We start from the raw sequence: 20,464 nt of genomic DNA, 5'->3' as shown, positions 1-20,464 counted from the left end.
ACCCGAGCGTCCGAGACCGACCTTCCGTGTGTCGGTCTGGGGACGCTCGGGTCGATCTCACGGGGTCAGACCCGGACGACGACCTTCCCGCGCACGTGGCCGGACTGGCTCGCGCGGTGCGCGTCGGCGGCGTCGGCGAGGTCGAACACCTCCGCGACCTCCGGACGCAGCAGGCCCTCGTCGCCGAGGCGCGCGAGCTCCGCGAGGTCCGCCGCGTCGGGGCGCACCCAGACGTAGTGCCCGCCGAGCTCGTCGCGGGCGCGGGCGTCCGTGATCGAGGCGACCGTGCCGCCGTCGCGCAGCACCTGGGGCACCGAGTCCAGCGCGTCGCCGCCCACGTAGTCGAGGACGACGTCCACGCCCTCGGGCGCGAGCGCCCGGACCCGGTCCGCGAGCCCGTCGCCGTACGTGACCGGCTCCGCGCCGAGCGAGCGCAGGAAGTCGTGGTTGCGCTCCGACGCCGTGCCGATCACCCGCGCGCCGAGCGCCCGCGCGATCTGGACGGCGAACGACCCGACGCCGCCGGCCGCGGCGTGCACGAGGACCGTCTGCCCGGCGGCGACGCCCGCGCGCCGGATCGTCTGGTACGCCGTCAGACCCGCGAGCGGCACGGCCGCCGCCTCCTCGAACGACCACGCGGCGGGCTTGCGCGCGAGCGTGCGGACCGGCGCGGCGACGAGCTCCGCGAACGTCCCGCCCGACACCTCGCCGCCGACGACGTCCTTGCGCACGTACCCGTACACCTCGTCACCCACCTGGAGCTCGGGGGTGTCCAGCCCGACGCGCTCGACGACGCCCGCGACGTCCCACCCGGGGACGACGGGGAAGGCCACGTCCATGATCTGGTCGAGGTAGCCCTCGCGGACCTTCCAGTCCACCGGGTTGACGCTCGCGGCGCGCACGCGCACGAGCACGGAGTCGGGTCCGACCTTGGGGGTCGGGAGGTCGGTCGTCTCGAGGACGTCGGGGCCGCCGTAGCGGGAGTAGGTGATGGCTCGCATGGTGGCGGCAACGGCGCGCGCGCCCGCCCGATTCCCGAGACCGACCGTCACGCGGTAGAGCGTCCGGTCTCGAGGGAGGACACGCGGGGTTCTCCCTCGAGCCCGGAGGCTCTCCCTCGTGCGGTGCGTCAGCCCTCGAACGCCGTCGGGTCCATGAAGAGGACCTCCCACTGGTGGCCGTCGAGGTCGGCGAAGCTCCGCGAGTACATGAACCCGCCCTCCTCCTGCGGGTCCTTGACCGCGGTGGCGCCGGCGGCGAGCGCCGCGTCGGCGAGGCGGTCGACCTCCTCGCGCGTGTCGACGCTCAGCGCGTTGATGACCTCGGTCGTCGCGGTGGCGTCGGCGACGGACTTGTTCGTGAACTGCTTCGCGAACTCCGCGGTGAGGAGCATGACGTAGATCGTGTCGCTGATGACGATCGAGGACGCGTTCTCGTCCGTGAACTGCTCGTTCACGCTGTACCCGAGCGCCGTGTAGAACGCCTTGGCGGCGTCGAGGTCCTTGACGGGCAGGTTGACGAAGATCTGCGTGCTCATGAGTGCGCCTCCGGCGTCGTGGGCGGTTCGCCCGGTACGTGGTGTCGTGGGGGTAGACGACCGGTACCTCATGAACTCATCGCCCGGCCGCGCGCGAGTCGCGGCCGGGCGACGGAGCGCCGCGCGTGCCTCAGACGAGCACGGCGCCGGCGCGCGCGACGACCCGGCCGCCCGCGACGACGAGCGCGCGGCGCGGGGCGCGCACGACCGCGTCGGGCACGTTCTCGGCGTCGACGAGCACGACGTCCGCGGGCGCGCCGACGACGAGGTCGTGCACGTCGCGGCCGACGAACCGCGCGGCGTCGGAGGTCGCGACGCGTGCCGCGGTGACGAGCTCCTCGTCGTACCGGAACCGCGACAGGCGCGCGAGCTGCGTCGTGAGGGCGAGGAGGTCACCGGTCCCGTACGGCGACCACAGGTCACGGATCCCGTCCGTGCCGAGCCCGACCGCGACGCCCGCCGCGCGCAGCGCGTGCACGGGCAGGGGCGCGGCGCCGATCGGCGCGACGGTCGTCATGGTGATGCCCGCCTCGCCCATCGCGGCGACGAGGTCGGCCTGGCGCGAGGCGGGGACGTCGCCGACGGCGAAGCCGTGCGCGACGTTGACCTTGCCCTGGAGCCCGGAGCGCAGGGTGCGGTCGATCATGAGCTCGACCTGGAACGCGCCGAGGTCGCCGCCGTCGTGCAGGTGCACGTCGATGCCGACGCCGTGGCGCTCGGCGATCGCGAAGAGCCCGTCGAGCTGGCCGACCGGGTCGCGGTCGATCGACGCGGGGTCGAGCCCACCGATGTGCTCGGCCCCCGCGGCGGCGGCCGCGTCGAGCAGGTCGAGGACGCCGGGCCGGCGCAGCACGCCGTCCTGCGGGAACGCGACGATCTCGGCGTGCACCGCGCCGCCGAGCGCGGCGAGCGCCTCGCGCACGACCTCGATGCCGCGCAGGCCGAGGCCGAGGTCCACGTCCACGTGGGTGCGGATCGCCGTCGTGCCGTGGCGCACGAACTCGCGCAGCACGGCGAGCGTCACGTCGACGCCGGGGATCCCGAGCTCGTCGCGGTGCGCGCGCTCGTGCGCGATGCGGCCCTGCGTCGTCGCCTCGCCGCCGTAGCTGACCCACGGCTTGCCCCACCAGCTCTTGTCCACGTGTGCGTGCGCGTTGACGAGGCCGGGCAGCGCGAGCAGGCCGCGCCCGTCGACGACGCCGGCCGCGTCACCTGCCGGCGGGCCCGACGGCGCCGCGACGGTGGGGTCGTGCGGCGTCACCGCGCCGATGCGCCCGTCGGCGACGTGCAGATCGACGCGCTCGCCGCCCCAGGGGCGGACGTCCCGCAGGACGGTGACGGTCTCGGGGGTGCTCGGGCTGGTCATGCGGCGGGTCCTTCCGGGAGCGGGACGACGACCTGGGGCCGTCCGGGGATCTGGATCTCGTACGTGGCGAGGGTGGCGAGGTCGACGACGGTCGCGCCGTCCCACGCCTCGGCCTGCGTGTAGCCGCCCGCGAGCACGGCGCTGAGCGCCCCGGTCGCGGGGTCGGTCCACGTGGTGACGCTCTCGTGCCGGCGCGTCAGCGGCGCGACCTGCTCGGCCCCGGTCGCGGGGTCGAGCACCGTCACGTTCGGCCCACCCGCGGCGTTGCCGAACGGGCCGTTGCCCACGACGACCACGCGGCCGTCGGGAGCGCGCGCGACGCCGTGCTGGTGGCTGTCCGCCGCGGAGGGCACGCTCGTCGTCGCGCCGGTGGCCGGGTCGAGGCGGACGAGCACGCGGCCCTGGTAGGGGAGCAGGAGCGACCCGTCGTCGTCGAGCACGGCGTAGTGCGGCTTCTCGAACGACGCGAGCCCGCCCTCGGTGCCGAACGGCGCGACCTCGATGCGCCGCGCCTCGAACGTCGTGGTGTCGACGACGTGCACGGAGAACTCGTCGTGGTCGACGGTGTAGACCTCGCGGCCGTCGGCCGCGACGAGCACGTCGAACGGACGCAGGCCCACGGGCGTGCTCGCGAGGACCTCGCGCGCGGCGACGTCGATCGTCTCGAGCGTCGACGAGTCGCCGCGGTGGACGGCCACGTAGACCCGGGTGCCGTCGGGCGACACCGCGACGCCCATGCCGCCGCGGCGGTACTCGCCGAACCCGACCCGGGCGGGCGTGTCCCGGTAGGGGATCAGGTCGACGCGCTCGCGCGTGGCGAGGTCGACGACCGCGACGCCCTGCGCCGTCGAGACGTACGCGCGCATCGTCGGGGCGTGCACGGCGATCCCCCAGGGCGCGGCGCCGACCACGACGCGGTCGACGACGGCGCTCCCGTCTCGGATCGTCGGGTCGACGACCGCGAGCCCGTCGGACTCGGCCTCGGTCGCGAGCAGGTAGCGCGCGGGCGCCTCGACGGGCTCCTCGGGAGCCGCGGGCTCGTCCGACGGGTCGGGCGCAGGGGTCGGGGCGCGGGACGTGACGTCGGGGGCCGGCATGGGATCGGGCGAGGCGGCGTCGCCTGCGCTGCCCGACGAGCAGGCCGCGAGCACCGCGACGGCCGCGGCGGTCGCCCATGCCGTGACGGCATGCCGGGTGCGGCGCGTGCGACGGCTCGGAGGTGCGGCACCACCGGGAGGTGTGAGGGGAGCCATGGCGAAATGGTATACCAATCGTCCTGGACGCCCTCTCGACCCCGAACCAGATCCCGGACCGGGCCGAGGATCACGCCGAGCACCGGGCGGCGACCGGCAGGACTCGCCGGCAGCGCGGCCCCTACGCGCCGTCGTCGGCCGGCACCGCGGCCCCCCGGGGCTCCAGCACGACGACCGCCGTCTCGGTCGGCCGCCGCGCGGCGAACCCGTCCAGCGCGTGGTCGACCGTGCGCCACCGCTCCCAGAGCCGGGCGCGCTCCGCCCCCTGGGCCGCGCGACCGTGGACGGCCCGCGTCTCGCCGTGCAGCTCGACGGTCGTGTCCGGGTGCGCCTGGAGGTTGAGCCACCACGCGGGCTCGGGCGCGGCCCAGCCGTTCATCGCGAGCGTGACGAGGTTCGGGCCGTCCTCGACGTACCCGACGATCACGTCGTGCTCGCGGCCGGTGCGTCGCCCGACCGTGCGGAGCAGGAGCGTGCCCCACTTCTCGGGCTGCGGGCGCCACAGACCGCGCCGGTGCCCCGTGACCCGGTAGTACGCGCGGTGCACGACCCAGGCCGTGCGGACGAACCAGCGCGGCGGGAGCCGTGGCGGGCGCTCGGGGGCGGGAGGTGCGGAGGAGGTGTCGGTCATGGTCACCGTCCTGCGTCGGAGGGGAGCCGAGGAACCTCGACGCAGCAACGGTCCCGCGGGTCGGGGCAGGCGTCAACGGCCGGTCACCGGTCGAGCGTCGCGGGCTCCTCGCGCGCGACGTCGGCCGGCGCCTTGTCACGCCGCCACCCCTTCCACACGGGGTGCCGCAGCTTGCCGAACGGGACGTCGTCGCCCTCGCCCGGGCCCGTCCACTCGGCGTAGACGACCTCGGCGACCCGGCGCGGCGACACCCAGCGCGCGTCGCGCGCGTCGTCGCGCGGGACGCCCGTCGCGGGCGGCGTCGTGCGCTCCAGCCGGCCGAGCTCCGTGACGAGGTCGTGCCGCTCCGCGTCCGTGAAGCCCGACCCGACGCGCCCCACGTAGACCAGCCGGTCGCCGTCGGGCACCGCGAGGAGGAGCGAGCCCATCAGGTGCGCCCGGTCGCCGTGACCCGGGCGCCACCCGACGACGACCACCTCCTGCGACTGCGCGTGCTTGAGCTTGAGCCACAGCGCCGAGCGGCGGCCCGACGAGTACGTGCCGTCGCGCCGCTTGGCGACGACCCCCTCCAGGCCGAGCCGCCGCGACGTCTCCATCGCCGCGTCGAGGTCGCCGTCGAACGCGGGCGGCACGTGGACCGGCGCTCGCGCGTCGCCCAGCACGTCCTCGAGGATCTCGCGCCGCTCGTCGTACGGGCGTTTGGCGAGCGACCGGCCCGCGGTCTCCAGGACGTCGAACACCATGAGGTCGACCGTGACCTTGCGCCGGGCCGCCGCGACGTCCCCCGGCTTGGCGATGTTCGCGCGCTGCTGCAGCCGCCGGAAGCTCGGTCGCCCTCGTGCGTCGAGCGCGACGATCTCGCCGTCCAGCACGACGGGCAGCGCCTCGGCCGGGACCTGCTCGGCGAGCGCCTGCAGCTCCGGGTACGTCACCGTCATGTCCTTGCCCGAGCGGCTCACGAGCCGCACCCCGCCTCGGGACACGTGCGCGAGCGCCCGGAACCCGTCCCACTTCATCTCGAACGCCCAGTCGTCGCCGTCGTGCAGGTCGCCCGCCGACGCGGGCGACGCGAGCATGGGTCGCCAGTCCGTCCGCGCTGGGGCCGGCTCGGCGTGATCGTGGTCGGGTGGGGTGGCGGGTGGGGCGCTCGCACCGGGTCTACCATCCGCGCCTCGTTCCTCGGCGCTCCCGCCAGACCCGCCACGACCCGGCGCGAGCGCCCCACCCGCCTTCTTCGTCTCGCCCTGGTCGCGGCCTCCCGCGGACGCCGCCCCGGGCGTGCCGCCGCGCGGGGCCATGAGGTGGATGAGCCAGTTGGCTGTCTCTCGGCCGTCCCGACCGTCGCGGCCGCCCGTGTGGATGAGCGCGAGGCGGCGCGTGCCGTGCTGCTCGCCGTGGAGGGTGACGATGACCTCCTTGCCGTCCCGCCACTTCTCGAGCTCGTACGTGCCGGCGTCCCAGATCGTCACCTCGCCCGCGCCGTACTCGCCCTTCGGGATCGTGCCCTCGAACGACCCGTACGCGAGCGGGTGGTCCTCGGTCTGGACGGCGAGGTGGTTCTTCTTCGGGTCGGTCGGCTCGCCGCGGGGCAGCGCCCAGCTCACGAGGACGCCGTCGTGCTCGAGGCGGAAGTCCCAGTGCAGCCGCCGGGCGTGGTGCTCCTGGATGACGAAGCCGTTGCCCTCGCTCGCCGGGGGTGCCTCGTCCGGGACGGGCTCGGGCGTCCGTGCGGCGTCGCGCATCGAGCGGTAGCGGTGCAGGCGGTCGGGCCGCTCGGCGTCGCTCGTCCCGGGGTCGTCCTCGCTGCCCGACGTCGCAGCGCCCTTGCGCTCGAACGTCGCCATGCGCTCGGGCGTGGGCTCGAGCGCGGAGAGGTGGCCCAGCGTGAGCGCGGCCAGCGGGTCGCCGATCGTGCGCACGCGCTCGACCACCTCGCCGGAGTCGAGGTGGCGCAGGTCCGGGTCGTCGAGCTCCTCCCACGTGCGGGGCGCGGCGACGGTCGGGTGCTCGCGCCCCCGCAGCGAGTACGGCGCGATGGTCGTCTTGTTGCCGTTGTTCTGGCTCCAGTCGACGAGCACCTTGCCGCCGCGCAGCGACTTTTTCATGTCGCTCACGACGAGGTCGGGGTGCTCGGCCTCGAGGTAGCGCGCGAGCTCGTGCGCGACGGCGGAGACGGCCGCGGCGTCCTGCTTGCCGTCGAGCGCGGCGTACAGGTGGATCCCCTTGGACCCGCTCGTCACGGGCAGGGGGTCGAGCCCCATGCCCTGCAGGATCTGCCGGGCCAGGCGCGCGACCTCCGCGCACTCGGCCAGCCCGGCCCCCGGCCCGGGGTCCAGGTCGAGCACGAGCCGGTCCGGGTTCAGGTGGACGCCGGTGCGGCCGAACTGCCACTGCGGCACGTGCAGCTCGAGCGACGCCGTCTGGCCGAGCCACGTGAGCGTGGCCAGGTCGTCGACGAGCACGTAGTCGTTCGCGCTGCTCTTGTGCTGGATCCGGCGCGTGCGCACCCACGACGGCACGCCCTGCCCCGCGTTCTTCTGGAAGAACACCTGCCCGTCGACCCCGTCCGGCCAGCGCTTGCGCGTCGCGGGCCGGTGCGCGCAGTGGGGGAGCATGACGTCGGCGACGGCCGCGAGGTAGGCGAGGACGTCCGCCTTCGTCGTGCCGGTGGCGGGGTAGAGGACCTTGTCGAGGTTCGTGAGCCGCAGGCGGTGGCCACCGACGCTCACCGTCTCGCCCGCGCCGCGGCTCGATGAGGTGGCCATGGGCCCATCGTGGCGCGCACGGGTCCGCGCCGCCCGCCGGACGGGACCCGGCGCAGGGACCTAGGACCCTGCACTCGGGCCGCAGCGGGAACTTCCTGGCGCCCCCGACCGTGCACACTGGAGGAGGCGGACCGACCACCGGGGGAGACCGCCGGGACGACGCTGCACCGAGAGGACCACCGTGACCCACCTGACGACCGACGACGTCCCGCCCACCGGGGAGATCCGTCCGCGGGTGCGCGAGTTCCGCCGGCTGATGATGACGTACAAGTTCGGCATCGACGAGGTGATGACCAAGATCACCGTCCTGCGCGACGAGTTCCGGCACATCCATGACTACAACCCGATCGAGCACCTGGGCTCGCGCCTGAAGTCGATCGACTCGATCTTCGCCAAGGCGCAGCGCAAGGGGATCCCGCTCACCCCGGAGGGCGTGCAGGAGAACATGTTCGACGTCGCGGGCGTGCGCGTGACGTGCAGCTTCGTCTCCGACATCTACCGGGTGCGCGACATGCTCGTCGGTCAGCGCGACCTCACCGTGCTCGAGGAGCGCGACTACATCGCGCACCCCAAGGGCAACGGTTACAAGAGCCTGCACCTCATCGTCCAGGTGCCGGTCTTCCTCTCGGACCGGGTCGAGGACGTCGTCGTGGAGATCCAGCTCCGCACCATCGCCATGGACTTCTGGGCCAGCCTCGAGCACAAGATCTACTACAAGTACGAGCGCGACGTGCCCCAGCACCTCACCGACGCCCTCAAGCTCGCGGCCGACGTCGCGGCGACCCTCGACACGACCATGGAACGCATCCACGACGAGGTCCGCGAGCTCGACGGGGAGGCGGAGCCCGCCGAGACGGCGGACGCGCTCGTGTCGCCGCGCGAGATGGTCGAGAACTTCATGCGCACGGTGCAGGTCGCCGACGAGGCGTTCCACGAGCGCCGCCACGACGGCTGACGCCACCCGGCACGAGGGCAGGCGGCGTCGGCCGTCGGCGGAGCGGTCAGGTCCAGCGGAACCAGCGCGCCGCGCCGGCGGTGCCGACGACGACCGCACCGGCGAGCGCGACGAGGTGCGCCGGCTCCACGGGCTGCCCCGCCCACGCGTCGCCGAGCGCCTGCACCGCGGCGCCGAAGGGCAGCATCTCCCCGAGCCGTGCCACCGGCTCGGGGAGGTTCGACACGTCGCCGAACATGCCCCCGGTCGCCCCGAACGCGAAGAACGCGACGAGACCGAGCGCGAGCGCGGCGTTGGGGGTCGGCGCGACGGCGGCCACCAGCATCCCGACCGCGTACATCGCCGCCGACGCCAGCGCGAGCACGCCGAGCGCGGCCCCCGGGGACGCGGGGAGCCGCGCGTCGAACGCGACCGTCGCGACGACGAGCGCGAGCGCGACGCCCCCGGCGGTCTGGGCGAGGCTCACCACGACCTGCGCGACGAGCACCATCGCGGGCGACGCGGGCGTGACGGACAGCCGCTTGAGGACGCCAGACCGCCGGTAGTACGCCAGGAAGCTCGGCATGTTGACGACACCGATGATCCCGACGACGATCGCGAGCACGACCGGCACCACGAAGACGTCGAAAGCGGTCCGGCCCCCGGATCCCGGCAGGACCATCGTCGTGGCGTCGCTGATCCCGTACATGACGAGGATGAGCACGGGCATGCCGAACGGCATGACGAGCCCGGCGGTGTCGCGCACGACCATCCGCGCCTCGGCGCCGACCAGCGCGACCCACGCGCGCGGACCGGGCCGGGTGCGGACGCGCTGCCCGGACGGCGTCGTGACGGCGGGGACGGTGGTGGTCATGCGGCCTCCTCGGTCGGGGTGGTCGTCCCGCGGTGCTCGCCCGGTGAGACGTCGGTCAGCGGGCGTCCGGTCAGGGCGAGGAACGCGTCGTCGAGCGTCGCGCGCTCCAGCCGAGTCTCGGTCGCGACGACGCCGGCCCGCACGAGCGCGGTGCTCACCTCCTGGAGCAGGTCGCCGTGCCCGGTCACCACGACCTGCTCCCCGCGGACCGCCACCGCGTCCACGCCGGGGACGCGGTCCAGGAGCGCGGGCGCGAGGGGCTGCGCGACGCGGAACCGCACGCGCTGGTCCAGCCCGGCACCCGCGACCAGCCCGGCCGGGGTGTCGTGCGCGACGACGCGACCGCTCTCGATCAGGGTCACGCGGTCGCACAGGCGCTCGACCTCCTCCATGAGGTGCGAGACGAGGAGCACGGTCGCGCCGCCGTCCCGCAGGTCCTCGACGACGCTCCAGACCTGACGGCGCGCCTGCGGGTCGAGCCCGGTCGTGAGCTCGTCGAGGATCACGACGCGCGGGTCCCCGACGAGCGCGAGGACGATCGCGACCCGCTGCTGCTGGCCCCCCGAGAGTCGCTCGTAGCGCACGTCGCGCTGCTCCTCGAGGCCCAGCGTCGCGACCAGCTCGTCCGGGTCGCGGCCCGCCCCGTAGAACGTGCGGTAGAGGTGCGCGAGCTCGCGCACCGTCAGCGCGCCGTGCAGGAACCCCGACTGGAGCTGCACCCCCAGCACCTGGCGCACCGCGGCACGGTCGGTGAACGGGTCGAGGCCGAGCACCCGCACGGACCCGTGGTCGGGACGGCGCACGCCCGCGACCATCTCGACCGTCGTCGTCTTGCCCGCACCGTTGGGCCCGAGGATCCCCAGGACCTCGCCCTCGACGGCGACGAGGCTGACGTCGTCCACCGCCGTCGTGGTCCCGCCCCTGCGGCGGTAGTGCTTCGTGAGGTTCCGTGCGTCGACGGCGTCCATGTCGCCCTTCCTGCTCGTCCGCGGCGTCCTTCGACCGGTCGGGCGGGTCCTGCCCGGGGCCTCCTCCGACGCTAGGGACCGGTCGGACCGCAGCGCGCGTGCCGGTCGTCACCGACCCCGGCCATGACTTCCGGCACGTCGCACCCGGCCGGGGGATCCGTAGGGTGGGGGGATGCGACGGACCGACCCGGAGGTGTGGGCGGGCATCGCGATGCTCGTCGTGATCCTCGGCATCGGGGCGCTCGTCCCGATCGCCGCGGCCGAGGCCGTGACCCTGCCCGTGGGCGCCTGGCTCGGCGTCTTCGCGGCCTTCGTCCTGGTCACCGTCGGGATCGTCCTCAGGGCGGGGTTCGGGACGCCCCGGGCATACACGTTGCTCGGCGCGCAGGTCGTCCTCGTCGCGACGCTCGTGCTCACCGCCCCCGGCGCGGGCTGGCTCCCGATCCTGCTCGTCGTCGTCGCGGCGTTGAGCGTGTACGTGGTCCCCGTCCCCGCCGTCGCGGTCGTCGTCGCGGTGAACGTCGTGGTAGCCGGTGCTGCCGTCGGGCTGCGCGGCTCCGCGACCGACGCCGTGCTCACCGCGATGATCTACCTGCTGCTCCAGGTCGCGAGCGTCGGCTCGACGCTCGCCCTCCAGCGCGAGCGGCGCATGCGCGAGCAGCTCGCCGTCGCGCACGTCGAGCTGCGAGCGGCGGCCGTGCTGCGGGACGAGTCGACGCGCTCCGACGAGCGCCTGCGGATCGCGCGCGAGCTGCACGACGTCCTCGGCCACCAGCTCACCGTCCTCGCGCTCGAGCTCGAGACGGCGAGCCACCAGGACGGGGGCCAGGCGCGCGAGCACGTGCTGCGCGCCAAGGGCGTCGCCCGTGAGCTGCTCGGCGACGTGCGCGCCACGGTCGGAGAGCTGCGGCGACAGGCACCCAGCCTGGAGGACTCGCTCGGCTCGCTCGTCGAGCGGGTGTCCGTGCCGCGCGTTCGGGTCGCCGTCGCCGACGACGTCATGGTCGACGAGGACCAGACGGTCGTGCTCGTGCGCGTGGTCCAGGAGGCGCTGACCAACGCGATCCGGCACGCCGAGGCGACCGTGCTCGACGTCACCGTCACCACCGAGGAGGGGCGGGTGCGGCTCGTCGCGCAGGACGACGGCTGGGGCGCCGCCCGCGTGGTGCCCGGCAACGGGCTGCGGGGGATCGAGGAGCGGGTCCGGGCCGCCGGCGGGACCGTCCGCCTCGACGGGCGGAACGGGTTCCGGGTCGAGGTCGAGCTCGCCCCCGAGCGCCGGGCCGCCCTCGCCGAGAACCGCGACGCCGAGGCTCGAGCGGTCCCGCGCGGAACCGGTCCCGTCGGCACGACCGTGGCCGGAGCATGAGCGACGCCGTGGTGCGCGTCCTGCTCGTCGACGACCAGACCCTCGTGCGGCAGGGGATCCGCAGCCTCCTCGACCTCGCGCCGGACATCGACGTCGTCGCCGAGGCCGAGGACGGGATGGCGGCGCTCGCGGCCGTGCGCGAGCACGAGCCCGACGTCGTCCTGCTCGACCTGCGCATGCCGCGCCACGACGGGATCTGGGCGCTCGAGGCGATGAGCGAGAGCGGGTACGACGTCCCCGTGCTCGTGCTCACGACCTTCGACGACGACGCGCTCGTGTTCCGCGCTCTGCGGGCGGGAGCCCGGGGGTACCTGCTCAAGGACGTGACGCTCGAGCAGCTCACCGGCGCGGTCTGCACGCTCGCCTCCGGCGGCACGCTCGTGCAGCCGTCGATCACCGACCGCCTCCTACGAGCGGTGCGGGCCGGGACCGCCCCCGCCGACGACCTGGACGACGGCGCCGGCCCGGTGCAGGAGCTGACCGACCGCGAGCTCGAGGTGCTCCGTCTCGTCGCGGCGGGGTTCTCCAACCGCGAGATCGCGCACGCGCTCTTCCTGGCCGAGGGGACCGTGAAGAACCACGTGTCGACCGTGCTGCTCAAGCTGGGGACGCGCGACCGCACGCGCGCGGTCCTGCGCGCGCTGCACGTCGGCCTGCTCGGCTGACGCCCGTCAGATCAGGGTCTCGACGCCGATCGTCACCCGGTCGCCGACGTCGACGCCCTCGGCGCGGCGCACCGCGGCCTTGATGGGCACGACGAACGTCCTGCGCCCCGCGTCGGGGAACACCGACGTCGACCAGCGCTGCGCCCCGAGCGTCACCTCGACCTTGACGGAGCCGAACCCCGCGGGCGGGAGCGGCAGCTCCGCGATCTCGTCGCTCACGTCCTCCGGCAGCGCGGCGAACACCCAGCTGTCGGTGCGCGCCTCCCACCGCCACAGCTCTGCCTCGAACTCGAACCTCGTCCCCGCCACGAGACCATGGTGCCGCGGGCCACCCACACGGCGGGCGTCGTCGGGCGCGCTGCGGACGCCGCCCGCGTGCGAACCACGGACACCGCCCCCCTCGCGGGCGGGCGCGCGGGGCGCCACCATGGACGGATGAGGGCCATCTGGAAGGGCGCCATCACGTTCGGTCTCGTCAACGTCCCCGTCAAGGTGTACTCCGCGACGGAGGACCACGACGTGCCGTTGCACCAGGTGCACGACAAGGACGGCGGGCGCATCCGCTACCGGCGCGTGTGCGAGATCGACGGCGAGGTCGTGCCCTACGAGCACATCGACAAGGCGTACGACGACGGCGAGCGCACCGTCGTGCTCACGGGCGAGGACTTCTCGGCGCTCCCCGCGGAGCGCAGCCGCGAGATCGAGGTCGTCGAGTTCGTGCCGAGCGAGCAGATCGACCCGCTCCTGCTCGACCGCAGCTACTACCTCGAGCCCGACTCCACGTCCAACAAGGCGTACGTGCTCATGCGGCGCACGCTCGAGGAGACCGACCGGACGGCGATCGTGAAGTTCGCGCTGCGCCAGCGCACGCGGCTCGCCGCGATGCGCGTGCGCGACGACATGCTCGTCCTCCAGACGCTGCTGTGGGCCGACGAGGTGCGCGAGGCCGCGTTCCCCTCGCTCGACGACGAGGCGAAGGTGACCGACAAGGAGCTCGCCATGTCCGCGCAGCTCGTCGCGAGCTTCGAGGCGGACTTCACGCCCGAGGAGTACGAGGACGACTACCAGGTGCAGCTCCGCCAGCTCATCGAGGCCAAGCTCGAGCAGGGCGACGCGCTCGACACCGCCGAGACCTTCGGCGAGCAGCCTGAGGAGGGCGAGGGCGCCGAGGTCATCGACCTCATGGAGGCGCTGCGCAAGTCCGTCGCGTCGTCGAAGAGCGGCCGCACGAGCGGGTCGGGGTCGTCCGGCGGGTCGACCGCGAAGGGCGGCTCGAGCCGCAAGGCCGCCTCGTCGTCGGGCAAGGGCTCCTCCGGGTCCCGGGCCCAGGGTGGCGGCACGAAGGACGAGGGCACGAAGCCCGCTGCGAAGAAGAGCACGGGCCGCTCGACGTCGAAGGAGAAGTCGACGGCGGCCAAGACGACCCGCAAGAAGGCGTCCGCGTAGGGCGACGGTTCCTGCCGACCCGGCTCGACCGACGCGGGGTCAGAGGCGCGCGATGAGTTCGGGCTCCGGCACCCGTCGGAACCGGTGGGCGGTGGTCCGGCCGCCCGTGAGACCTGTGACGAACGGAGACGACGATGCGCGCGATCGTGCCCAGCCTGTGGTTCGACGGCAACCTCGAGGAGGCCGTCACCTTCTACGCGAGCGTCTTCCCCGACGCGACGGTCGGCGACGTGTTCCGCCAGCCCGACGGCACGGCGGTGTCGGCCGACTTCGAGCTCGCGGGGCACCGGTTCGCCGCCATCAACGGCGGCCCGCAGTTCCCGTTCACCGAGGCGGTGTCCTTCGTCGTCGAGTGCGAGTCGCAGGCTGAGGTCGACGAGTACTGGGCAGCGCTCACCGACGGCGGCCAGGAGTCGCAGTGCGGCTGGCTCAAGGACCGGTTCGGGCTGTCGTGGCAGGTCGTCCCCGTGGAGTTCCTCGCGATGCTGCAGGACCCGGACCCCGCCCGCGTCCAGCGCGTCGTCGACGTGATGATGACGCAGGTCAAGCTCGACCTGGGACCGCTGCGGGCGGCCTACGACGGCTGACCCCCCGGTCGGCGTCGGTCGCGCCGCACAGGTGGTTCGTCGGGGATGTCCAGGTCGTGCCCAGGTCTGGTTGAATGCGCTCGACATCTCCGCCGACGGCGTGCGCCGTCCTCTTGTGAAGGACCACGAAACCGAGTGAAGAAGCTCCTTGCCGGCACCGTGGGGACGGTGCTGGCCCTCGGCGGGCTGGGCGTCGCCACCGCGACCCCCGCAGCCGCCGCCACCCCTGACGTCCAAGCCGGCTGCTCGTCCCTCTACGTCACGCTCGACGGGTATCCGGAGGGTACGTCCTTCGTCGCGACCGTCGACGGCGAGACGGTCGAAGACGTCTTGTTCGACGGCTACCACACTCTCTGGTACGACGTCGACGGCTCGGTCGCGCACGCCTGGAGCGTCGTCGTCGACGCACCGGGCGACGTCGACGACTTCTCGGACGGCGGCACGACGGTGCCGTGCGGAGACCCGCCGAGCGACTGGTTCTACGCCGACGCGTACTGCGGGAACCTCAACGTCTCGCTCGGTGGCTTCCCTGCCGGCTCGACCGTCACCGTCGCGGTGGATGCCGAGGCCCTCACCGAGGGCGTCGTCGACGAGTACGGCTCCTACTGGTTCGGCACCCGGCTCGACGAGTGGTCGGGCCAGACGTGGCAGGTCGTCGTCGACGCGGAGGACGACGCCTTCGACCGGAGCGAGTCGGGCGTCTCGTCCTGCGGTTCGGGCGGCGAGATCGTCGTGCCCGAGACGCCCCCGGCGCTCACGGACTGCGCGGCGACGCCGGAGGACGCGCGACTCCCGTCCGACAGCGCGGCGGTGTCGTACAGCCGTGGCGACGACGGCATCGTCGCGACCGCGGCGTCCGGGTACGAGTTCCCCGGCGGCGCCGGTACGACAGGGGAGTGGCGAGCGCTCGGGGACGGACGGCTCCTCCTCGAGTGGAGCTCCGTCGTGCGGCCACGGTGCGAGCTCGAGGTCGTCTCGGTGACCCCGGTGTGCGAGGCCGGAGCGCCGTTCGTCGACATCGTCGTCAACCCCCCGGCAGGGGTGGACGAGAGCTCGTTCCTCATCTCGTGGGAGGGGCCGAACTCCGGGTACGACGTCGTGTACGGAGACGCCGGCTTCGGCCACCCGTGGGTCACCCGCGAGCCCTGGCCGGGATTCGTCACCCACGGCGACGGTTCGGTCTCGCCGGCGTACGACGAGACGTGGAGGCTCGACGACATCGACCTGGTCCTCGGGGCGTCGGAATGGGTCGACGGATGGACGTACTCACGCTCCTACCGGGCCGTCTGGGAGGACGCGCCCACCTCCGACCCGTGCGCCGACGACCCCGGCCCGCACTTCTCCGTCGACGTGAGCCAGCGGTGGCTCGCGGGCGAGCTCTACCTCAGCGTGCGCGTGCTCAACGAGGGTGACAGCACGGCGGACGTGAGCGTCGTGACGCCGTTCGGGCGCAAGCACTTCCCGCGCGTCGCGGCGGGGGCGAGCGCGTACCAGGCGTTCGCCGTGCGCACGACGGAGCCCGTCGAGGGCCAGGTGGACGTCTCCTTCACGGCCGACGTCGACGGCGAGCAGGTCACGCGGGAGCGTGCCGTCCCGTTCTGGCTCGGCGGGTAGTTCCGCGCCGCACCCGAGGACCGGAGGCCCGGTGGCGCGTCGACAGGCGTGCCACCGGGCCTCCGGCGTCTGCGGGACGGTCCCGCGTCAGGCGGTCGACGCGCGGCGCAGCGCGACGAGCTCGTCGAGGAGCCGGAGGAGGTCGTCGACGTCGTCGCCGGGACGGGGTCCGCGGAAGGCGAGGTCCTCCTCGGGGACGCCGTCACCGTCGTCCGTCTCGGCCGTGCCGCCCGTGACACGGCCGAGCACGTCGCTGCTCAGCGCGGCGTGCGCGTAGAGCCCGTCGCTGAGCAGGACGATCGCGCGCGCGACGACCGGGTCGCCCACCTCGTCGAGGACGGCGCGGGTCCAGGCGTCGTGCGCGCCGTCGAGCGCCGCGCGGGCGCGCGGGTACGACCCCTGCGCGAGGCGCGAGACGGCGAGGTAGACGAGCTCGAACTCGGTGTCGACGAGCGTCGAGGTGCGGATGAGGTAGTCGACGGCGCCCGCGGGCGCGGCGCGCATCGTCTCGACGTCGGCGGCGGTGAGCTCGCGCAGGTGCTCGGTGAGGCCGTCGGCGAGCGCGTCCTTGGAGCCGAAGTGGTAGAGGAGCCCGCCCTTGGACACCCCGGCGCGCTCGGCGACGGCCTCGAGCGTGGCGGCGCGCTCGCCCTGCTCGACGAGGAGGGACGCGAACGCGCGCAGGACCTTGGCGCGGGCGGCGGGGGGCGGCGGCATGGTTCCGAGGGTAGTGGGAGGCCCGGGTGCGCCAGTCGCCCGACCACGGCAGCGCACCCTGACTGACAGGGGAGCGGTCGGTGCGCAGCGTCACACCGGACTCGGGATGACGACGAGCCCCAAGATCGTTACTGTACCGTCTGGACGGTTTGGAAGTTCGACGCCACCGCGTCGCCCCGACCGCCCGGAAGACGTGGAAGGACCCTCGCCGTGACGACCCCCGTGACGACGACCTCGACGGCCGGCAGGACCGCACCCGCCCAGCACGCGACCGCGACGCGCGGACCCGCGCGCGGCGCCGCCGGCCGCTGGTTCGCGCTCGCCGTGCTGATGCTCCCGGTGCTGCTCGTGTCGATCGACAACACCGTGCTGAGCTTCGCGCTGCCCCAGATCTCCGAGTCGCTGCGCCCCAGCGGGACACAGCTCCTGTGGATCATCGACATCTACCCGCTCGTGCTCGCCGGCCTGCTCGTGCCGATGGGCTCGTTCGCCGACCGCGTCGGCCGCCGGCGGCTGCTGCTCGTCGGCGCCGTGGGCTTCGCGGCCGTGTCGGTCGTCGCCGCCTACGCGCCCACGGCCGGGGCGCTCGTCGCGTCCCGCGCCGCGCTCGGCTTCTTCGGCGCGATGCTCATGCCGTCGACGCTCTCGCTCCTGCGCAACGTCTTCGTCGACCGCGAGGAACGCCGCCTGGCCATCGCGATCTGGGCGGCGGGGTTCGCCGCCGGGTCGGCCCTCGGCCCGATCGTCGGCGGGTTCCTGCTCGAGCACTTCTGGTGGGGCTCGGTCTTCCTCCTCGCCGTCCCGGTGCTCGTGCTGCTGCTCGCGCTCGCGCCGTTCTTCGTGCCCGAGTCGCGCGACCCCGCCCCGGGTCGCATCGACGTCCTGTCGATCGTGCTCGTCATGGCGACCATGACCCCCGTCGTCTACGGCATCAAGATGCTCGCCAAGTCCGGGGCGAGCACCCTCGCGGTCGGCAGCGTCGTCGTCGGGCTGGTCGCCGGGACGCTGTTCGTGCGCCGCCAGCTCCGCCGGCCGGACCCGATGATCGACGTGCGCCTGTTCACCCACGGGGCCTTCAGCGGCGCGGTGCTCGTCAACCTGCTGTCCGTGTTCTCGCTCGTCGGGTTCCTGTTCTTCGTGTCCCAGGACGTGCAGCTCGTGCTCGGGCTCACCCCCATGCAGGCGGGTGTCGCGCTCCTGCCCGGTCTGCTGGTCATGATCGTGGCGGGCCTGGGCGTCGTGCGGGTCGTGCGCCGCGTGCGCCCGGCGCACGTCGTCGCCGTCGCGCTGCTGTTCTCCGCGGCCGGGTACGCGGTCGTCGCCGCGGGGGCGGGGGAGAGCACCCTCCTGCTGCTGGTCGTGGCGTTCGTCGTCCTGTCCCTCGGCGTCGGCGCGGCCGAGACCGTGTCGAACGACCTCATCGTGTCGTCCGTCCCCGCCGCCAAGGCGGGCGCGGCGTCCGCGATCTCCGAGACCGCGTACGAGGTGGGTGCCGTCCTCGGCACCGCCGTGCTGGGGAGCATCCTCACCGCGTCGTACCACGCGAACGTCGTCGTCCCGGCGGGCGTCCCCGCGGCCGACGCCGTCGCCGCGGCCGAGACGCTCGGCGGCGCCACCCAGGTCGCGTCCACCCTGCCCGCCGGGCAGGCGCAGGCGCTGCTCGACTCCGCGCACGCCGCGTTCGGCAGCGGCGTGGGCACGACGTCGCTCATCGGGGTCGTGCTCATGCTCGTCGCCGCGGGCGTGGCGCTCGTCACGCTGCGGGGCGCGAAGTCCTGACGACGCACCGCACCGCGCGCCCCGCCGCACCCTCGCGGCGGGGCGCGCGGCGCTCGCGGTTGGCGACGGGGGCCCGGATCCGGGAGGCTGGGCGGTGATGAGCCGTCCGCACCGCACCCCGCCCCGCTGGGTCCGCTGGACCCTCGCCGTCCTGCTCGCGCTCGTGCCGTGCGTCGTGTGGGGGGTCACGACCGCGACCGCAGAGCGCAGCCTCGGCCCGCACGAGGCGCTCTACGAGGTCACGACCAACGGTCTCGTCACCGTCGACCTCGGCCCGCTCGGCACCATCCAGATCGACTCCCCGCTGCCCCTCGGCCTCGGCGCCGACGTCACGGTGGAGGAGATCCCCGCCGACCTCACCGCGGTCGGGCAGGCGGACACGCTCGAGGGCTTGTCGCAGGACCTCGAGGACTACCTGCGCTTCTTCGGCGGCCCGCAGGAGACGATCGGCTCCGTCGCGCGGGCCCTCGTCGTCGACGCGCTGCGCCGGACGGGCTTCGCGATCCTCGTCGTCGCGGCCGTCGGCGCCGGGCTCTACCTGCTGCTCGGCCCGCCGCGCCGCCGCGAGCTCACCGCGCGCGTCGCGCCGCGCACGTACGAGATCACGGCCGGGGTCGTCCTCGTCTCCCTCGTCGGCGTCTCCCTCGTCGCGAGCGACCCCGGCACGACGACGGGCCCGTCCCAGCGCGCGTCCGCCGTGTTCGACGGGACCCCGCTCGAGGGTGCGCGCATCACCGGTCGGCTCGCGGGCGTCGTCGACACCTACGGCGCGATGCTCATCGACCTCTACCGCGAGAACGAGGACTTCTACGCGCGGGCGGACGCCAACCTCGTCGAGGCGTGGGACCGGCGCGACCGCATCCAGCGCCTCACCGCACCGCGCCCCGCGGCCACCGCGACGTCCGACGACCCGTCGCCCGACGACGCGACGTCGCCCGAGGGGACCGGCGCCCCGGGAGACGAGGACGGGGCGACCGACGCCCCGCCGTCGGGCACCGGTGACGAGATCTCCGGCGCCGAGGGCTCGGCCGACGCCGAGGCGACCGACGAGACCGCTCCGGAGCCCGCGGCCGAGGAGGACCTCGTCACGCTCCTGGTCGTGAGCGACCTGCACTGCAACACGGGCATGACGCCCCTCATCCGGACCGCGGCCGAGCGCTCCGGCGCGTCGATCGTGCTCAACGCCGGCGACACGACGATGAACGGCACCGCCGTCGAGTCGTTCTGCGTCGACTCGTTCGCGTCCGCGGTGCCGAAGGGCGCGACCATGGTCGTCTCCGACGGCAACCACGACAGCGTCGAGACCTCGGCGCAGGAGCGGGCCAACGGCCAGACCGTGCTGGACGGGAAGGTCGTCGAGGTCGACGGGATCCGCATCCTCGGCGACCGCGACCCGCTCGAGACGCGCCTCGGCCTGGGCAGCCAGCCGCCGCGCGAGGAGACCCCCGAGGAGTACGCGGCCCGCCTCACCGAGGTCGCGTGCGCCGAGCAGGAGGACGGGGACGGCATCGACCTCCTCCTGATCCACACGCCGCGCATGGGGAACGAGGCCCTCGACTCCGGCTGCGTGCCGAACCAGATCTCCGGCCACATGCACACCCGGTCCGGGCCGGAGCGGACGGGTGGCGGCGTCCGGTACGTGAGCGGCAGCACCGCGGGGGCGGTCAAGGACCAGCTCCGCATCGGCCCGCTCAAGGGCACGGCCGAGATGACGGTGCTGCGCTTCGACCCCGAGCGGCGCCGCATCGTCGACTGGCAGCTCGTGCAGATCGGGACCGACGAGTCCGCGAAGGTCTGGCCGCGCATCGCCTGGCCCACGCCGTCGGGCGTGCCGGTGGTCGAGGAGCCGGCAGGTGACGACGGAGGCGAGGAGGACGTCGAGGGTGGGGGCGTCCCCGCCGACGAGCCCACCGACGACGCGCCCGCCACCGAGGGCTGAGACGGCGCGCGTCGGTCCTC

The 20,464-nt window shown here is 74.1% G+C and carries 18 protein-coding genes; 8 read left to right on the top strand and 10 right to left on the bottom strand.

Annotated elements, in window-relative coordinates; all coding sequences use genetic code 11:
- Window positions 1-65 precede the first annotated feature (65 nt).
- From JOE63_RS14955 to JOE63_RS14930, 6 genes are all read right to left on the bottom strand, one after another.
- Window positions 66-1,001: an NADP-dependent oxidoreductase gene (locus JOE63_RS14955; RefSeq protein ID WP_204542387.1), complete on the bottom strand. Its 936-nt coding sequence runs from the start codon at window positions 999-1,001 to the stop codon at window positions 66-68.
- Window positions 1,002-1,129: 128 nt separating this feature from the next.
- Window positions 1,130-1,537: a VOC family protein gene (locus JOE63_RS14950; protein WP_204542385.1), complete on the bottom strand. Its 408-nt coding sequence runs from the start codon at window positions 1,535-1,537 to the stop codon at window positions 1,130-1,132.
- 130 nt (window positions 1,538-1,667) lie between these two features.
- Complete coding sequence (locus JOE63_RS14945) at window positions 1,668-2,903, bottom strand: amidohydrolase (protein ID WP_204542383.1); 1,236 nt, start codon at window positions 2,901-2,903, stop codon at window positions 1,668-1,670.
- Window positions 2,900-4,156, bottom strand: a complete 1,257-nt coding sequence (locus tag JOE63_RS14940; protein WP_204542381.1) for a YncE family protein — start codon at window positions 4,154-4,156, stop codon at window positions 2,900-2,902. Before JOE63_RS14940 ends, JOE63_RS14945 begins: the two co-directional genes overlap by 4 nt.
- A 121-nt stretch (window positions 4,157-4,277) precedes the next feature.
- Window positions 4,278-4,787 carry a nitroreductase/quinone reductase family protein gene (locus JOE63_RS14935; RefSeq protein ID WP_087469314.1) on the bottom strand — a complete coding sequence of 170 codons (510 nt, stop codon included), beginning with the start codon at window positions 4,785-4,787 and terminating at the stop codon, window positions 4,278-4,280.
- A gap of 83 nt (window positions 4,788-4,870) precedes the next feature.
- Window positions 4,871-7,552 carry an ATP-dependent DNA ligase gene (locus JOE63_RS14930; RefSeq protein ID WP_204542379.1) on the bottom strand — a complete coding sequence of 894 codons (2,682 nt, stop codon included), beginning with the start codon at window positions 7,550-7,552 and terminating at the stop codon, window positions 4,871-4,873.
- A gap of 256 nt (window positions 7,553-7,808) precedes the next feature.
- On the opposite strand from JOE63_RS14930, the gene JOE63_RS14925 reads away from it, so the two are divergent.
- Complete coding sequence (locus tag JOE63_RS14925; RefSeq protein ID WP_204543760.1) at window positions 7,809-8,507, top strand: GTP pyrophosphokinase; 699 nt, start codon at window positions 7,809-7,811, stop codon at window positions 8,505-8,507.
- A 46-nt stretch (window positions 8,508-8,553) separates the two neighbouring features.
- Here JOE63_RS14925 and JOE63_RS14920 read toward each other — a convergent pair whose 3' ends face one another.
- Window positions 8,554-9,360: an ABC transporter permease gene (locus JOE63_RS14920; protein ID WP_204542377.1), complete on the bottom strand. Its 807-nt coding sequence runs from the start codon at window positions 9,358-9,360 to the stop codon at window positions 8,554-8,556.
- The gene (locus tag JOE63_RS14915) at window positions 9,357-10,328 is read right to left on the bottom strand and encodes an ABC transporter ATP-binding protein (RefSeq protein ID WP_204542375.1); all 972 of its coding nucleotides are present in this window, start codon (window positions 10,326-10,328) and stop codon (window positions 9,357-9,359) included. Before JOE63_RS14915 ends, JOE63_RS14920 begins: the two co-directional genes overlap by 4 nt.
- A gap of 172 nt (window positions 10,329-10,500) precedes the next feature.
- Here JOE63_RS14915 and JOE63_RS14910 point away from each other — a divergent pair, with 172 nt between their 5' ends.
- Complete coding sequence (locus tag JOE63_RS14910) at window positions 10,501-11,697, top strand: sensor histidine kinase (RefSeq protein ID WP_204542372.1); 1,197 nt, start codon at window positions 10,501-10,503, stop codon at window positions 11,695-11,697.
- A complete protein-coding gene (locus JOE63_RS14905) occupies window positions 11,694-12,362 on the top strand; it encodes a response regulator (RefSeq protein ID WP_204542371.1) in 669 nt (222 codons plus the stop codon). Before JOE63_RS14910 ends, JOE63_RS14905 begins: the two co-directional genes overlap by 4 nt.
- A gap of 6 nt (window positions 12,363-12,368) precedes the next feature.
- On the opposite strand, the gene JOE63_RS21095 is transcribed toward JOE63_RS14905, so the two are convergent.
- Window positions 12,369-12,671, bottom strand: a complete 303-nt coding sequence (locus tag JOE63_RS21095) for a DUF1905 domain-containing protein (protein ID WP_307840124.1) — start codon at window positions 12,669-12,671, stop codon at window positions 12,369-12,371.
- A 126-nt stretch (window positions 12,672-12,797) separates the two neighbouring features.
- On the opposite strand from JOE63_RS21095, the gene ku reads away from it, so the two are divergent.
- The 3 genes from ku to JOE63_RS14885 all read left to right on the top strand — a co-directional run bounded on the left by ku (window position 12,798) and on the right by JOE63_RS14885 (window position 16,009).
- Window positions 12,798-13,808, top strand: coding sequence for a non-homologous end joining protein Ku (gene ku / locus JOE63_RS14895; RefSeq protein ID WP_204542367.1), 1,011 nt, complete (start codon window positions 12,798-12,800; stop codon window positions 13,806-13,808).
- 134 nt (window positions 13,809-13,942) lie between these two features.
- Complete coding sequence (locus JOE63_RS14890) at window positions 13,943-14,395, top strand: VOC family protein (protein ID WP_204542366.1); 453 nt, start codon at window positions 13,943-13,945, stop codon at window positions 14,393-14,395.
- 135 nt (window positions 14,396-14,530) lie between these two features.
- On the top strand, window positions 14,531-16,009 hold the full coding sequence (locus JOE63_RS14885; protein ID WP_204542364.1) for a hypothetical protein: 1,479 nt from the start codon (window positions 14,531-14,533) through the stop codon (window positions 16,007-16,009).
- Between the two features lie 87 nt (window positions 16,010-16,096).
- Here the strand turns inward: JOE63_RS14885 and JOE63_RS14880 are convergent, their stop codons facing one another.
- Entirely contained in the window at window positions 16,097-16,726 is a 630-nt protein-coding gene (locus JOE63_RS14880) for a TetR/AcrR family transcriptional regulator (protein ID WP_167550990.1), read from the bottom strand.
- 210 nt (window positions 16,727-16,936) lie between these two features.
- Between JOE63_RS14880 and JOE63_RS14875 the strand changes: the two genes are divergently transcribed.
- Both JOE63_RS14875 and JOE63_RS14870 read left to right on the top strand, forming a co-directional pair.
- Entirely contained in the window at window positions 16,937-18,505 is a 1,569-nt protein-coding gene (locus JOE63_RS14875) for an MFS transporter (RefSeq protein WP_244286203.1), read from the top strand.
- Window positions 18,506-18,602: 97 nt separating this feature from the next.
- On the top strand, window positions 18,603-20,444 hold the full coding sequence (locus tag JOE63_RS14870) for a metallophosphoesterase family protein (protein WP_204542363.1): 1,842 nt from the start codon (window positions 18,603-18,605) through the stop codon (window positions 20,442-20,444).
- Window positions 20,445-20,464: the final 20 nt, after the last annotated feature.

The organism is Cellulosimicrobium cellulans, from assembly GCF_016907755.1.
Lineage (GTDB): Bacteria > Actinomycetota > Actinomycetes > Actinomycetales > Cellulomonadaceae > Cellulosimicrobium > Cellulosimicrobium cellulans_D.
Note: the sequence above shows the minus strand (reverse complement) of the source record. Positions and strands in the feature narration are given on the sequence as shown.